Annotated in this window: 13 protein-coding genes; 8 read left to right on the top strand and 5 right to left on the bottom strand. The window is 44.6% G+C overall.

The features are described from left to right. Nucleotides 1–63 precede the first annotated feature (63 nt). The 3 genes from cls to mscL all read left to right on the top strand — a co-directional run bounded on the left by cls (nucleotide 64) and on the right by mscL (nucleotide 2,877). Nucleotides 64–1,515 (top strand): cardiolipin synthase, encoded by a 1,452-nt coding sequence (gene cls / locus B3G15_RS03845; protein WP_290715883.1) that lies wholly within the window; start codon nucleotides 64–66, stop codon nucleotides 1,513–1,515. 75 nt (nucleotides 1,516–1,590) lie between these two features. Beyond that, the gene (locus tag B3G15_RS03840; RefSeq protein WP_290715880.1) at nucleotides 1,591–2,472 is read left to right on the top strand and encodes a Cof-type HAD-IIB family hydrolase; all 882 of its coding nucleotides are present in this window, start codon (nucleotides 1,591–1,593) and stop codon (nucleotides 2,470–2,472) included. A gap of 12 nt (nucleotides 2,473–2,484) precedes the next feature. Beyond that, nucleotides 2,485–2,877, top strand: a complete 393-nt coding sequence (mscL, locus tag B3G15_RS03835; RefSeq protein WP_290715877.1) for a large-conductance mechanosensitive channel protein MscL — start codon at nucleotides 2,485–2,487, stop codon at nucleotides 2,875–2,877. Between the two features lie 255 nt (nucleotides 2,878–3,132). Here the strand turns inward: mscL and B3G15_RS03830 are convergent, their stop codons facing one another. Next, complete coding sequence (locus tag B3G15_RS03830) at nucleotides 3,133–5,295, bottom strand: ATP-dependent helicase (protein WP_290715874.1); 2,163 nt, start codon at nucleotides 5,293–5,295, stop codon at nucleotides 3,133–3,135. Between the two features lie 246 nt (nucleotides 5,296–5,541). Between B3G15_RS03830 and B3G15_RS03825 the strand changes: the two genes are divergently transcribed. Then, on the top strand, nucleotides 5,542–6,039 hold the full coding sequence (locus tag B3G15_RS03825) for a GNAT family N-acetyltransferase (protein ID WP_195865574.1): 498 nt from the start codon (nucleotides 5,542–5,544) through the stop codon (nucleotides 6,037–6,039). 48 nt (nucleotides 6,040–6,087) lie between these two features. On the opposite strand, the gene B3G15_RS03820 is transcribed toward B3G15_RS03825, so the two are convergent. The 3 genes from B3G15_RS03820 to B3G15_RS03810 all read right to left on the bottom strand — a co-directional run bounded on the left by B3G15_RS03820 (nucleotide 6,088) and on the right by B3G15_RS03810 (nucleotide 9,720). After that, nucleotides 6,088–7,554, bottom strand: a complete 1,467-nt coding sequence (locus B3G15_RS03820; protein ID WP_290715871.1) for a glycoside hydrolase family 32 protein — start codon at nucleotides 7,552–7,554, stop codon at nucleotides 6,088–6,090. An 86-nt stretch (nucleotides 7,555–7,640) separates the two neighbouring features. Beyond that, nucleotides 7,641–9,224 carry a sensor domain-containing diguanylate cyclase gene (locus tag B3G15_RS03815; RefSeq protein ID WP_290715868.1) on the bottom strand — a complete coding sequence of 528 codons (1,584 nt, stop codon included), beginning with the start codon at nucleotides 9,222–9,224 and terminating at the stop codon, nucleotides 7,641–7,643. 25 nt (nucleotides 9,225–9,249) lie between these two features. Continuing rightward, a complete protein-coding gene (locus tag B3G15_RS03810; RefSeq protein ID WP_290715865.1) occupies nucleotides 9,250–9,720 on the bottom strand; it encodes a GNAT family N-acetyltransferase in 471 nt (156 codons plus the stop codon). A gap of 153 nt (nucleotides 9,721–9,873) precedes the next feature. On the opposite strand from B3G15_RS03810, the gene B3G15_RS03805 reads away from it, so the two are divergent. Together B3G15_RS03805 and B3G15_RS03800 are read left to right on the top strand one after the other, a co-directional pair. Then, entirely contained in the window at nucleotides 9,874–10,791 is a 918-nt protein-coding gene (locus B3G15_RS03805; RefSeq protein WP_029340951.1) for an ABC transporter ATP-binding protein, read from the top strand. Further along, on the top strand, nucleotides 10,769–11,512 hold the full coding sequence (locus B3G15_RS03800; protein ID WP_058703698.1) for an ABC transporter permease: 744 nt from the start codon (nucleotides 10,769–10,771) through the stop codon (nucleotides 11,510–11,512). The genes B3G15_RS03805 and B3G15_RS03800 overlap by 23 nt, the downstream gene beginning before the upstream one ends. Before the next feature lie 59 nt (nucleotides 11,513–11,571). Here B3G15_RS03800 and B3G15_RS03795 read toward each other — a convergent pair whose 3' ends face one another. Further along, complete coding sequence (locus B3G15_RS03795; protein WP_231884703.1) at nucleotides 11,572–12,144, bottom strand: YczE/YyaS/YitT family protein; 573 nt, start codon at nucleotides 12,142–12,144, stop codon at nucleotides 11,572–11,574. A gap of 239 nt (nucleotides 12,145–12,383) precedes the next feature. Between B3G15_RS03795 and B3G15_RS03790 the strand changes: the two genes are divergently transcribed. Together B3G15_RS03790 and B3G15_RS03785 are read left to right on the top strand one after the other, a co-directional pair. Next, the gene (locus B3G15_RS03790; RefSeq protein ID WP_023467370.1) at nucleotides 12,384–12,947 is read left to right on the top strand and encodes a glycerol-3-phosphate responsive antiterminator; all 564 of its coding nucleotides are present in this window, start codon (nucleotides 12,384–12,386) and stop codon (nucleotides 12,945–12,947) included. 195 nt (nucleotides 12,948–13,142) lie between these two features. Then, on the top strand, nucleotides 13,143–13,967 hold the full coding sequence (locus B3G15_RS03785) for an MIP/aquaporin family protein (RefSeq protein ID WP_087679766.1): 825 nt from the start codon (nucleotides 13,143–13,145) through the stop codon (nucleotides 13,965–13,967). Nucleotides 13,968–13,975 lie beyond the last annotated feature (8 nt).

Raw genomic sequence — 13,975 nt, 5'->3', positions numbered from 1 at the left:
AAACGGGAATAAGAGACTGAGGAATCAAAATTGAAGAATACCGTTGAAGCGGGAGGGAATCGTATGGTGGAAGTATGGAGTACGTTCACGATCATCATCGTCTACGGATTGCTTATCATGAATATCTTGGCTGTCCTGACGGTTATTTTTCTCGAGCGGCGCGATATTGGTGCGACGTGGGCATGGGTATTCATCTTGTATTTCGTTCCGCTCGTTGGATTTCTCGTCTATCTGTTTTTCGGAAGATTGTTGAAAAAAACGAATTTTTATCGTGTCACGGATGAAGAACAACTGGAACAGGATAGACGGATCGCCTTACAGAAAAAAGAACTTGTAACGATGGGACGGCACCCGATGATTCAAAAGCATCGTGATATGATTCGGATGAACCTGATGTCGAACGGTTCCCTGCTCAGTCTCTCGAATCAACTGCAGATTCTTTCGGATGGCGAGCAGAAGTTCAATCGGATGATTCAAGATATCCGCCAGGCAGAGCATGAAGTGAATATCCAATATTACATCATTCAGAAAGATCGTCTCGGGTTAGCATTGATCGATACATTGACCGATTGTGCCCGTCGTGGAATCAAAGTACGTCTATTGTATGATGCTGTCGGATCACGAAGTCTCAAACGGACGGATTTTAAGGATTTACTCGCACACGGAGGAGAAGTGTTTGCCTTTTTCCCGTCGACGATTGGATTCGTTAATTTTCGATTGAACAACCGCAATCACCGTAAATCCTGTATCATTGACGGTCGAATCGGCTATATTGGTGGCTTCAACGTTGGTACGGAATATCTCGGTATCGATGAAAAGTTCGGCTACTGGCGGGATACACATTTTCGCTTGGAAGGTGACGTCGTTCATGATCAACTCGACCGCTTTATTCTCGACTGGAACCAAGCAAGTGACGTCTATACGGAAAAATCTTTGTTTTACTATGGAACGCATAGGATTCAGGATATATTACCGATGCAAATCGTCACATCGGGTCCGGATTCCCGTTCAGAGTATTTGAAGCTTGCCTTAATCAAGATGATCAACGAAGCAAAACGGACGATTTATATCCAATCGCCTTATTTCATTCCAGACACGAGTTATTTAGATGCATGTAAGGCAGCCCTTCTGTCCGGAGTGGAAGTACGCATTATGATTCCGAACAAACCGGACCATCCATTTGTTTACTGGGCAACGACTGCTGCTGTAGGAGAGTTGTTATCGTACGGAGCTAAAGTCTACACGTATGAACCTGGATTTTTACATGCGAAGACGATCGTTGTTGATGGTGAGATTGCTTCGGTCGGAACGACGAATATCGATGCGCGAAGTTTTCGGTTGAACTTTGAAATGAATACAATCGTTTATGATCAGACAGTAGCGATTGAACTAGAACGTCTTTTCCTCGCTGATTGTGAGGTATCAAAGCTCATGACGGTCGAGTCGTATGCCGCGCGTTCAAGAACGATCAAATTCAAAGAAAGTATTTCGCGTTTGTTGTCACCGATTTTGTAAACCGCGTTTACGACCAGTCAAAATGTGAAAAATGGTATAGTGGTATGGAAATAGAAAAAGAGGAGAGTGAAGACGATGGCAAATCCAATCAAACTACTCGTATCAGACATGGACGGAACCGTTCTTTCGGGCAAGCAACGAATTGAACCGGAGACGATTCAGGCAATTGAAGCGGCACGCGAACAAGGTGTCGAATTTGCAATCGCAACAGGACGTAACTACTTAAATGCAAAAGAATTAACAGATGCAGCAGGAATCCACTGTCCGATCATTGCTTCAAACGGGGCACGTGTGATGACCGTCGATGGAGAAGAGTTGAGTGCGACGACGTTGACGACGGAACAAGCACAGCAAATTTACGGTATCATCAGTCAATATGAAGTTTTCTTCGAGATGTTCTGTGATCGAGGACTCGTGACAGCACAAGGAGCGACGATCGACGCAGCCTATGATTCCCTGAAAGAGTTGAGTGAAGAAAGTGATCGGGCAAAACAAGTGCTTGATTTCTTCCACGATCGTTATTATGTCCACGAAGACGTCAAGATGATTGATGGATTCCGGTCGTACATTCGTAACCAAGCAGGAAAAGTATTTAAATTCATCTCATTCTCGTTTGATCAAGAATTAATGAAAAAAATCTGGCAGGAAATCGAGCAGAAGGTCGACGGTGTCTATGTCACGTCGTCAGGACACGATAACATTGAAGTCATGGCAGTAGGTGCCGATAAAGGAACGGCAGTTAAAATCCTCGCAGACCACCTCGGTGTGCCAATCGAACAGGTTGCTGTCATCGGTGATAACCTGAATGATCTTCCAATGTTCAAAGTTGCCGGCAAGGCGATCGCGATGGGGAATGGTCATGATGAGGCCAAAGCGATTGCCAATTACGTGACGAAATCAAATGACGAGCACGGCGTCGGATATGCGATTCAGCAGTTGGCGTCCCGCGCTTGGTAAGGGGGACGTTTCATGTTTAAGGCATTTAAGGAGTTTGCTTTTCGAGGGAATGTGATCGACTTAGCGGTCGGAGTTATTCTTGGTGCTGCGTTTAGTGGGATCATCAAATCCCTCGTCGACAGCGTCTTCATGCCACTGATCGGTATCATCATCGGGGGCATTGATGTCAAAGGATTGTCAGTCATGGTCGGAAATGCAGAGTTGCAGTACGGTCAATTTCTTCAAGCGAGCATCGAATTCTTGTTGATCGCCTTTGCGCTGTTTATCTTCGTCAAAGGCATCACTTCATTCCGAAAGAAGGAAGAAGTCGTCGAAGAAGAAGCGGTACCAACGACAGAAGAAAAATTATTGACAGAAATCAGAGATGCCTTGATTCGTCAAAATGAGTCATCGACGAAAAACTGACGTATATAATTGGGATTAACTTAAAAAGAAGGACTCGTCTTTTCACGCCCTTTCCTCAGGCGAGACACAAGCCAGTTTTCCTGCTTCATTCAAGCAGGAAAGCGGGTCTTGCTTGTCTCTGACAGCGCGATGCGCTTTTTCCTGTAGGAGTGTCGTGAAACGAGGCCTTCTTTTTTTACGAGATAAGGGTGGCAGATCATCATTCTGCCACCCCTATCTTTATGGAGACTGACTTATGAATCAGTCCATTTTTAATCATAAAATTTCGAGTAATGCATTTTCAGAGCAGACTTGTAACGAAAGCTGTTTTTTCATTCCTTGATCAAATGAAATTTCCAGCACATCGTCAACCAGGTGCAAGACAGTTCCGGGACCAAATGCTGTATGCGAGACACGCATGTTCTCAGTGATCGGAAGTGGAGGAACGCTAGCTCGCGCTGTAACAGCAGTTCGCTTGCGCTCTACTTTTCGTTTTGCAGCATCAGGTGTGACAAGGCGATGGACGTCTTCGACGAATGGTGAGATATCAAATGATTTCGATTTAAAACGATAGGACAGAAGATGTAGTTCGTGTCGCGCCCGTGTCATGCCGACGTAAAACAAACGTGCAGCTTCTTCCATATCATCGAGTTGTCCATTCTTGTACGCCTTGATCGTATCAGCCGATGGAAGAATACCAGAAACGAGATCAATCATGAAAACGCGATCGAATTCAAGTCCTTTTGCACTGTGAAAGGTCGAAAGGGTGACCGCATTTTGATTTTTATTTTGTTTCGCATCACGCATCAATTGTTCGAGATGCGTGATCCGTTCACGAAAAGCGAGTAGCGTTGGTACATCACTTGCGATGTTATCAATCGTATTCAATGTTTCAAGCAGGTGATCGAGACTAAAACCGAGACTCTCACTCATTTTCCGCAAATTCTTTTCGTAACCCAGTTCATGACGAATCAGAGAGAGGGCAGCAGAGGGTCGAACGGTTTGGATGGAAGCGAACGTGCGCTTCATTTGTTGAAGTTGTTTCTTTTGATAAAACTTCATCTCGATTTTGTTTATGAGTAGATCAAATACAGATTCACCCGTACCGAACTGTTGCAATTGAGAAAGTTGCGCTTTTGAAATGTACCCGGCGAATTTCGTATGAATAGTTGCTAACACATCGATATCTGTCGGATCTTGTGCGAATGTCATGAAGTTTAAGATATCCTTCAAAATCCAATGACTGAAGAATTTATGATCGACATCCTTAATATAAAACGGAATATTTGCTTGATCCAACGCATTCATGACGTTGATCGAAGAAGCATTGTTGCGATATAAGATGGCCACTTCGCGGTAATTCGTCTCTGTCCGTAGTTGATTCAACAGATAGCGGGTCTGATCCTCGTAAGTTGGTAACGTCTCTAAGATGATCGGACGAACAGCAGCGTTCTCCGTGAACATCTGTTTCGGATAGCGTGCTTTATTGCGCTGAATGAATTGATTCGCGACGGATACGATGTCTTGAGACGAACGATAATTTTGTTCCATGTAAAGAATCGTCGCATTCGGATACGTATCTTTGAAGTGCAAAATTTTAGAAGCGTCTGCGCCACGCCAGCTGTATAGCGTCTGATCATCGTCTGCAACGACACAAAGTCGGTTATGCGGTAAGGCTAACTTTTCGACCAATTGATGTTGAACGAGTGACGTATCCTGGCTCTCATCCGTTAGGATATAGTCAAAGCGACGCTGATAATGTTGCAACAGACGACGGTCTTGCTCCAAAATCGTATTCGCATACGTCAACATATCATCAAAGTCGAGTAACGGATGTAAGGGATCACGCGACTTGAATTGTTCATACGCGACATAGATATCAGGGAAATGTTTGATCGTCGTCGGTACTGCCTTGATTTCCTTTAAAGAAAGAAGACGGTTCTTGACGAAGGAAATCATTCGTAATAACTCATCCATTTGGTCGTCGGTAATGACACTCCGATTAATTTCCTGGAAAATACGCCGGAGTAACATGCGTTTATGTGGCGCATTCGGATGTTGTTGATCCATTGGTCCCTCAATGATCGTATAGGAGAGACGTTGCTGGGATGTATGATCCCGAACGACTTGAAAAGCAAAGCTATGAATCGTCGAGAATGCCGCTGTCGTTCCAATTAATTCGTGAAATAGATGATAAAAACGATCCGCCATCTCGCGAGCTGCTGCCTTACTGAAGGTCAGCCCTAAAATACGATGCGGTTCGATCTTTTTTTGTAAAATCAAATAGGCAATCTTAAAATTAAGCGTCGTTGTTTTTCCAGAGCCGGGTGAGGCGAGTAACAGCAACGGACCATGGTCATGTTCGATTGCCTGTTGTTGGACAGGATTCAGTTGAATGCCGGTCAATCGCTCCATCTGTTCGAAAAAATCTTCATGCATGATACAGTTCACCTCGAGCGTATTTATTTCTCGTCCAATAATCGAACTTTCCCTAGTGTATCATTTTTAGTGTCAGGATTGGATTACGGAAAGAAGAACCGTGGAATAAAGAGACAAGAGCCTATTGGATGTTATGTAAGACGAGTACCCTAAAAGACTAGGCAAATGGATACAAAAACATTAAAATGGGAATAGATGTAAGAGAGTACTCTCTTGTCCTGTACAAAGAGGGAAGGCGGAATGAGAATGTCTGTAGTGAAATTACACATGTATACGAATGAACATTATGAACAATGTGATGCGTTCATTCTTCCGGAAGAACAAGTCCAGTTTACTTCTTTTCCGACGGATGTCGTCACAGATGCGGTTGCCCATCCAGATAAATTCCCGGTCGTCATCAAAAAAGACGAGCTCGTCGTCGGATTTTTTATTCTTCATCTTAACCCCCCTAAAACACATCGAACACATGAACAAAGTGTCCTGTTACGTGCCTTTTCCATTGATGCACGCCATCAGCACCAGGGATATGCGAAAGAGGCAATGATGCAGTTGCCAGAGTTCGTGCATCATCATTTTCCAGAAGTCACAGCGATCACATTAGCGGTCAATAAAAAGAATATTGCTGCAAAATCACTGTACTTCAAGACGGGATACGTTGATACGTTACAGTCCGTCATGGGTCCGATTGGGGAGCAGCACATCCTTGCCTTTGATCTAGAAAAAGAATCACGATTGAAGCATTGAAGCAAAAAAGCATTTTCCTGATTTTATTCAGGAAAATGCTTTTTTTACTTAAGATAAATCGTAGAGTGAGAGATGCGCACCTGCTTCACCAGAGAAGGCAATCCCTCGACTGGATGTTTTCGGGAAAATCCGTCCAGATGCAACGGCTTCTCCGTCGTTCAGGAAAAGTTCAAATGAAGAACGATCCACGAACAAACGTAATGTATGCAAGTCTTTCGCAAGAATCGTCGATCGCGAAGTGCCGAATGATTCGGCAGGTACTTCTGCACCTGATCGGCTTCGATCAATCGTAAATTGACGTGATACAGCATCGTAATGGAATACGGTTTCTTCTGTGGCGTCTTGACGAATCGAGAAGCGGAACGAGTCCGACGATAGTTTCAAGTCTGTTATCACGAGCTCGAAAATCTCGGCTTCCGCAATTGTCACGTCTTGTTCGAAAAGAATCGTTTCGTCAAACAGCGTCTCTTTTCGTAGCTGTGTCAGTTCATTGACAGGTCGTTGACGAAGTTGCCCCTGTTCAATCGTTAATTCACGTGGCAATGTCAAAGCATGTGCCCAGTTATAGATGTCAGAAGGATAACTGATATCCGGTAGCCCCATCCAACCAACAAGAATCCGTCGACCATCTGCCGCCTCAGTTGTTTGTGGCGCGTAGAAGTCAAATCCGAAATCGAGTTCTTGGAACGATTCGTGTGTGAATGTTAAGTCGGGTAAAGCTAACGGTTCGCCGATGAAATAACCGGACTGGAAAATATTTTGATAGTTCGGACCATCTGGTTCAATCCCTTGAGGGCTAAAGAGGAGGATTCCTTTTCCATCCAGCTCGAAATAATCAGGACATTCCCACATATAACCGAATGTTGGGTAGTTCGTCTGTAACTCACCGAGGAATGTCCATTGCTCTGCATCTTGAGACTGATAGATGACAGTACAGCCCGTCAAGTCACTGCGCTGTGCACCAATGATGCAGTACCAGATGCCCGATGCATCTTGGAAGACTTTCGGATCACGGAAATGTTCCGTATATCCTTCAGGAACATTTGGAATAGCAGGTGGTAAATGTTTTTCGATTCGTCCATCTGAGCGGAGATGACCGACGATTTGGCTCGTATGGCGATTCCAATCCGCATCCCGTTTATTACCGGTGTACATGATGTGCACTTGATCATCTTTAATGAAGCCACTACCGGAATAAGCACCGTGCGAATCAGGATCGTCATTTGGGATCAAGGCGGCTCCTTCATCGAACCAATGTACAAGATCTTTTGATGTCATGTGATACCAGTACTTCAGCCCGTGTACGGGTCCGAGTGGAAACCATTGATAAAACAAATGATAGAGACCATCATGATAGACAAAGCCGTTCGGATCATTCAAAAGTCCGGTCGGAGGTTGAATATGGTAAGAAAATCGCCAAGGAGATGTTCGAACTTCTTCCTTCATCGCTTGGTAGACGCTCGGATCGACATCCGAGAGGGGACGGTATCGTGCTTCACGTGTCCATTGATTCATGTTGACAGCTCCTCGTTGAAAAATTATACGCTTCTCGTTCACCTTACGGAGGAGAGCTGCGCTTGTCAATCCTCCGTCCTGAATGGTCAATGAACGGACATACATCCTCTACCGTTTTGCTTCGAACGATAGAGCGCTAAATCAGCGCGATGCATGACTTGTTCAAGTGATTCTCCTGTCACCTGTTCGGCGACTCCGATACTCATCCCGATGTGGGCGGTTTGTTCTTCTAAGTGATACGGCATCGAGACGTGAGCGATCCATTGTTCACCTAAGTATCGTGCTTCTGTTAAGGATTGAGTGGTCAAAACGATGATGAACTCATCGCCGCCCAGACGAGCCACGAATCCACCAGGTGGAAGCAACTGTTCGAGACGTTGACTGACCTCGATCAGCAGGAGATCACCTAGCGCGTGACCATACGTATCATTGACTGCTTTAAAGCCGTCTAAATCAAGGCAAAGATAGATAGAATGCGTTTCTGCAGGCAATTGTTCGATGTATTGAGCGAGACCGTTACGGTTCGCAAGACCCGTCAGGCTATCGCGTTGTGACAAGCGTTCAAACGTCAATTTCTCTTGTTCGGTATGTAGCAAGCGATGAATCAGTCGTTGTAAGGCATCCGTCAGTGTCTCGATTTCTCGGATTCCACGATGATTCGGGAGTGATTTTGAGGGATCATCCTGCATCTGTTGGGCGGCATGTGTGATTTTTAATAATGGTCGTGTCAATAACTTCGCTAACATCCATCCGAGTACGGCTGTGATGAAAGAGGCAATCAATCCGGCGATAAAAATCGTTTGACGTAAAGCGTCGGCATCAGCGAAGGCAATCGAAGTCGGTTGACGCACGAGAACCGTCCAACCTAATCCATCGTAATCCTTATAACCTCGGCTTGTACTTTGACCAGAGACGAATTCTTTCCCTTGCCAAGAAGCGGTCGCAGAAGCATTCGAAGTCAACGTTACGCTATCAGGTAATGTTTTACCGCTCCATCCGCTTGGTCCAAGCAAAATCGTCTTTCGATCTTGACTAATGATGAAGACATCGACTTGTTGGAGAGAGGACGTGGCGCTCTGAAAACTTTGTTCGATCGCTTTTGCCCATTCGAAGCTGAGATGTGTCGCAAGGACACCAGAAAATCGCCCCTTATCGTACAAAGGTGTACTAATATCGACGAATTGTAACGGTTCACCACTTGGGTTTGGCAATAATTTTGCGAGTAGGACAGCTTCATGGACATCGCCGATGAATGGTTGTGACAAGGCTTGTTGGAAGACGGGGCGTTCCTTGATCGATGTTCCTTCAAGAATCTGATTCGTTGACGCAACGACTTTACCTTTCGCATCTAAGCGACCAATCCAAGAAAAGTCAGGAATCTGTCGTTGTAAATCTTCGAGTGTCTGCCGTGTTTCTGCTTTTTGTTCTGTTTGTTGAATCGTTGATAAGGAACCCAGCAATTTTACTTCGGCATAACGTGACCACATGTAATGATCAAGCTTATCAGACAGTTGGTGAGCGGTCGTTGACAGATTCATCCCGACTTCCGATTGGAGTCGGTTTGTTGCATGGTGACTAATGAAAAAAGTTAATCCGAGCGTCATGCTAAAAAATAGCAGGGAAATCAATCCCGCTAACAAAACATCAAAGCGAAGTGAGGGTTTGGACATTGTGTGATACTCCATTCATGCGTTTTCATTTGTTTTTACTTACATCATACACGTAGACGTCTACGTGTTGTTCGCGATTCGAGATACTCGTTCGCGCGTATCGAAATTCGTGTTTTTCCCAAAAACGACGGGCTCTTAAATTATCGGGTAAGACCGCGAGATGAATGTGAGGTTCCTGACTTAGGAACTGATCACAAAAAGCGGATAGTAACCGACTGCTAGTTCCCGTACCGTGCTGAGAAGCATCCAGTAAAAATAGACCGATCCAAGGTGTACCGTCTTTTGGATGCTTCGGTAGGTAGTCAATCAGCAAGACGGGTTCTTCGTCTACATACCCAATCAGCGATACGGTATCGGGATTTAAAAACTCTTCCTGTAAGGTCGAATCAGAGAGCGGAAGCACTCGTTCTTCTAAGAGCGCATATTCAGGAACACTCGCGTACAACGATTGGATGATCGGAAAGTGATCATGTGTTACTTGTTCAAAGAGAATCATCTAGCGACTCCATTCTTTATTTTTAATATAAAATTTCTGCTGTTACGCCATTTTAATTGGAATCAGATTACATATTTGTAAGAAATGAAACTTATCCTTTAAAATCACGTACACTAATAGCATAGACAAAATATGAATGAGGAGGAAGAGCAGATGTTAAAGATTGAAAATATCTCAAAGCGTCTCGGAAAAGAGCAAATTTTAAAAGACGTCAGTTTTGAGGTATCCCCAGGAGAAGTGTTCGGCTTCCTCGGACCGAACGGAGCAGGGAAGACGACGACGATTCGCATCATCACGGGACTACTCGAGCAGGATGCAGGGAAAGTCACGGTCAATGGATTTGATGTCGTAGAAGAGCGTTCGAAAGCCTTGACGCAAATCGGAGCAATCGTTGAGAATCCGGCGTTTTATCCTTATCTGACAGGAAAACAAAACTTGGTTCATGCAAAAAACCTCATTCCGGGACTCGGTCAAGTTGATTATGATGCACTAGCACGACTCGTTGGTCTCGAAGGAAAGCTTTCAAAAAAAGTCGGAGAGTACTCACTCGGAATGAAGCAACGACTCGGAATTGCTCGTGCCTTGCTACATAACCCGCGCGTCTTGATTTTAGATGAACCAACGAATGGTCTGGATCCATCCGGGATTGCGGAGCTTCGTGAATATTTACGCCAAATGGCGCGTGAGCAAGATATCGCGATTTTAATTTCAAGCCATATGTTGAGTGAGATGGAACAAATCAGTGATCGTTACGCGATCATCGATCAGGGTGTCATCAAGTCGGTCGAGTCCGTTCGTAATGAAACCGGAGCGAAAATCGCTCTTCGTGTCAATGCGGAAGCGATGACAGATGTACTCGATGCCCTTCGCGTCGCAAACTACCCATCAGAAGTACTCGAGAATAAAATCATTATCACCGCACCGGAAAGTGAATGTCCAGCTATCGCTCGACTCGTCGTGCCGATTGCCGATTTACATGAACTGACCGTTAAACGCTTGACGCTTGAGGAACAATTCCTGCAAGTAACGAAAAAAGAGGGGGATTCACATGCTTTCGCTCATACAAAATGAATGGATGAAATGGTGGACGACTAAAAAAGCGAAGATCGTCTTAGCACTGTATGTCGTTATTGCAGTTGGTATTATCATCATTGCAAAGACGAATGATTTTGAGTTCACACGTTATGATTATTATTCATTAACGTTCCTTTTACTGACATCTCTATTAGGAATCATCACGATTGTCTTTACGGCAGAAGCCATCGGGAATGAAGTACGTTATGACACGATGAAACACTTATTAATGAGTCCGTATTCACGAATGACGATTTATTTCTCGAAACTTATCTTTTCGATTTTGATCATGTTATTTCAATTCGTGTTCATCGCTGCGATCGTCTACGCAGGCTCATTTGCGTTTTCAGAGGCAGGAGATCCAATTCTGTTCCGCGATACGATCGTCGAAGTTGTCAGTCCGATTTTTACAATATTCATGACGTTATTCTTCTCATTGTTGTTCCGTTCTGTTGGAATGATTATCGGCTTCACCGTACTAGCACAGTTCTTTACGAGCATTGCGGGTAACTTACTGGTTGGTTTCAAACCAGCAATCGCTAAGTGGATCGTATTCATGCATTTAGACTGGTCAATGTATTTCAAGGATTCTATGACCTATGGTACGAGTGAAGCGATGGGAACAACTTTGACGTTCTCCGCCTTGTTCGTATTGGCTCATATCATCGTCTTGTTAGGTGCATCGATTCTTGTCTTCCAAAGAAAATCATATACGTAAATGAAAGAGCTGCTACTGATAGATGAATTTGTCTATCAATAGCAGCTCTTTTACAGTATTCAAGAACTTGTCCGTTTAGGTGGACGTGCCGTAATCGGGAACAATCGCTGAAACCATTCGATCAGTGGACCGTTCAATAAGAGGAAAATGAAAGTTCCGACTCCGATGCCAATCAGTTCGCGTTCAATCAGTGAAAAGAGGCAAGCGATCAAAAAAGGAATACCGAGGCTGATCGTTGCTCCGAGCGATGTACTTTTAAAGCGGCTGATCAGTGACTTCATCAAGTAATCCGGTGGCATCAATACGAATCCGATTTGGAGATAGAGGGCGAGTCCAAGTGAAATCAATGGCATACCGATCAACATGTACACGGCGCGCATCCAAAGTCCCTGTGGTGTGTAAATCAATTGATGGATGGATAAGAAGAAATCAATCGCGGCGCCGAAAAGGACGACGAGTGCAAAACTGAGAACAATCGTCCACCAACTAAATCGACTCCCGAGAGAAAGTGCTGCAATCAAAGCAAGCACATGTAAGACGATGATCGCTAGTCCGACAGTTAAAGGAGAGATGGCCGCGACGGCTTCACTCGCTGATGTCCAAGGTGCACTCCCGATCGAGGCGGTCACCATGAAGCTGTTTCCTAAGGCGTTCATTAAAATAGAGAATAAATAGATAACAATCCGTTTTTGCTGACTCATTGACGTGCACAGACGGTAGGACTGCGCGTTCACCTCCTGAAAAGAAATCGTTTCGTTAAGCTATACCCTAATCGTAGCGCTCTTTTCACTTATTTTCATGAAAAGAGCATTGCCTATTCCTTATGTTTCGCGACATACTTAGGACACATTACGAATCAGGGGGAGAACATATGACATATTTTGGACAGAAGATCCTGCCTTCCGTTAGAAAATTAGAAGACTTTGAAAAGATGCTGAAGAGTCCATATGAATATGGGGTCTTACTCGAAATGCACGTATCGCGCTTAAAAGCAGTCTATGAGATGGCGCATCGTTACGACAAAAAAATGTTTTTGCACATGGATCTCGTTCAAGGGTTAAAAAATGATGAATACGCAACGGAATACGTCTGCCAAGAATTGAAGCCGTATGGTGTCATTTCGACAAAGGCGAGCGTTATCTTGAAAGCACGTCAAAAAAAGGTCAAGACGATGCAACGCATGTTCTTACTCGATTCCAGTTCACTCGAAAAAAGTTATCAACTCATGGAACGGACGCAACCTGATTACATCGAAGTGTTACCAGGGTTAATGCCAAAGTACATTCAAGAAGTGAAAGAAAAGACAGGGCGTCTCGTATTCGCCGGTGGACTCATCGATACGGTCGAAGAAGTGGAACAAGCGATTGAAGCAGGCGCCTCAAGTATCACAACATCGAATAAGGACTTGTGGCGTCATTTTGAACCACGCTCTTAACTTGATTGTGAGGAAAATCATTCGGATTATTTGACAGCGTTTTCACTGATTGTTATAGTGATATCAAGTTGATACAAAGTGACGGAGAAAAGGGAGATTCACGTGTGAGTCCTGCTTGAAGAACATTCAAGTATGAACTGACGTGGATCTCCTTTTTATGTTGCTTTTTTCACATAACCAAAAGGAGGAACACATATGTCACCCTTACTAGCGGAATTTTTAGGTACAGCTTTGCTTGTCGCGCTTGGGAACGGTGTTGGTGCAGGCGTTAGTTTGACGAAATCGTTTGCGAAGGATGCAGGTTGGATCGTCATCACGTTTGCATGGGGTTTTGCCGTGGCGATTGCAGCGTATGCCGTTGGTCAATTCAGTGGAGCACACCTTAACCCAGCAGTAACGCTTGGTTTAGCCTTTGACGGTTCATTTGCATGGGCGGACGTACCAGGCTATATTGTCGCTCAAATTGCCGGCGGGATACTTGGTGCAAGTCTTGTTTTTGTCCATTACTTACCACATTGGGCGGAGACGAAAGACCCAGCAACGAAACTCGGCGTCTTTGCGACGTCACCAGCGATTCCACATACATTTGCCAATCTAATGAGTGAAATGATTGCGACATTCTTACTTGTCATTGGGTTGTTGTCGATCGGAGCGAATAAGTTCTCCGATGGTCTGAATCCATTGATCGTCGGGTTCTTGATCGTCAGCCTCGGTATGTCATTCGGAGGCACGACAGGATATGCGATGAACCCGGCGCGGGACCTTGGTCCACGTATCGCTCACTTCATCTTACCGATTCATGGAAAAGGATCATCGAACTGGGGATACTCATGGATTCCGGTTCTCGGACCAGTTCTCGGTGGAAGTCTTGGCGGATTGTTTTATCGTTCGGTCTTCACAGGAAAAGATACACCGGCTTTTTGGATTGTAGGACTTGTGACAATCGTCATATTAGGCTTATGCTATAGATTCGGTGTTCGTCCGAACAAAACAACGTCAGTGGAGTCAAAGTCAGCTTAACTTATTTA

The sequence above is a fragment of the Exiguobacterium sp. UBA1053 genome (genome assembly GCF_002316465.1).
GTDB classification, from domain to species: Bacteria; Bacillota; Bacilli; order Exiguobacteriales; family Exiguobacteriaceae; genus Exiguobacterium_A; species Exiguobacterium_A abrahamii.
This window is presented reverse-complemented; position numbering and strand designations above follow the sequence as displayed.